We start from the raw sequence: 1,168 nt of genomic DNA on the forward strand, positions 1-1,168 counted from the left end.
ATCCCCATTCCACAGGTGCGCTTAAAATCATTCCATTATAGAGTGGGCATCCTGCCCCCAGGAAAATAAGCATGAAACTGGCAAGATGCCAGTTCCACCAATATCCCCATTCCACAGGTGCGCTTAAAATCATTCCATTATAGAGTGGGCATCCTGCCCGCAGGAAAATAGATTGAAACTGGCAAGATGCCAGTTCCACCAATATCCCCATTCCACAGGTGCGCTTAAAATCATTCCATTATTAAGCAACGGCATATAAAGCGCTATTTTCGATAACAATTGTTGTAAACTGAAAGTTGTTGTCAAATTCAGCAAGTTTACTCTACTAACTTGATGACTACACTTACATCAGAACAGATTTCAAGCTTACGTTCCGAACTGGCCAATAATCCAGAAGCGCTAGAAGCTCTTGACGTAATCGAAGAGTGGGATGGTGATTTAGCTGATGCTGCTGAATCCCTAGCCACTCGGAATGGGATTGAAGGGGTAGAAGATAATGCTGACTTGCGTTGGTTTACTGAGATACTTCGGAAATGTCGTGATTTCATCTGTCAGCCACAATATCAAAATTTGGTAACTGGCTACTAGGAGCATAACTTACCCCTCTTTCAAAGCGGTCGATAAGTAAATTTCCCTTTGATAACGGTAAAGCGTGGAGGGGAAACAAATGCAGGAAACGATGGGGCACTAGAATTAAGCGATCGCATTTACCCCCAACTTTCTCAAATATTCCATCAATCTTGGAAATAATGTTATCAATATCTAGTATTGTAGCGAGTTCCGCCAGACGAGAGGATAGATCGGTTATCCATTGATTTTTTTGGTTGCGGTAGGCATTGGTATAGTCTTTATCCCACTCTTCCAAGGTTTTCAGCTTTTCAGGAGAGGATGGCACAACTATGGGCTGCTGACTGTGACTGGTGACAATAAAGGTAAGAATTTTATCCCTGGTAACATACCACTCAATCATAGCGGTGCCTTGATCAATCAGGCTCTGAATATCCCTGTCGTGGGCAATTCTTTGACAGTAGGCATTACCCAGATTGTGTTGAGTGGTTGCCCAATCGTAGGGGAAGTATGATTTGGTGATAACTGACAATGCTAGTTGGTATATGTAGCGACCTGCAATCATAAGTCGCTCGACCCGCAATCATCGACATTCTGAGAC

At 43.2% G+C, this 1,168-nt stretch carries 3 protein-coding genes; 1 reads left to right on the plus strand and 2 read right to left on the minus strand.

What is annotated here, in order from left to right:
• Nucleotides 1-211, minus strand: a 211-nt coding sequence (locus F6K53_RS44170; RefSeq protein ID WP_293087216.1) for a hypothetical protein, incomplete at its 3' end; no start/stop codon positions are given.
• Nucleotides 212-333: 122 nt separating this feature from the next.
• Here F6K53_RS44170 and F6K53_RS44175 point away from each other — a divergent pair.
• Nucleotides 334-588: a hypothetical protein gene (locus tag F6K53_RS44175; protein WP_198954016.1), complete on the plus strand. Its 255-nt coding sequence runs from the start codon at nucleotides 334-336 to the stop codon at nucleotides 586-588.
• Here the strand turns inward: F6K53_RS44175 and F6K53_RS44180 are convergent.
• Complete coding sequence (locus F6K53_RS44180; RefSeq protein ID WP_293087219.1) at nucleotides 545-1,132, minus strand: hypothetical protein; 588 nt, start codon at nucleotides 1,130-1,132, stop codon at nucleotides 545-547. The genes F6K53_RS44175 and F6K53_RS44180 overlap by 44 nt on opposite strands.
• Nucleotides 1,133-1,168 lie beyond the last annotated feature (36 nt).

It is taken from the genome of Moorena sp. SIO4A1 (genome assembly GCF_010672065.1).
Taxonomy (GTDB): Bacteria; Cyanobacteriota; Cyanobacteriia; order Cyanobacteriales; family Coleofasciculaceae; genus Moorena.

Coding starts and splice junctions, on each gene's coding strand:
- F6K53_RS44175 (WP_198954016.1), top strand. CDS start 334: ATGACTACACTTACATCAGAACAGATTTCAAGCTTACGTTCCGAACTG.
- F6K53_RS44180 (WP_293087219.1), bottom strand. CDS start 1,132: ATGATTGCAGGTCGCTACATATACCAACTAGCATTGTCAGTTATCACC.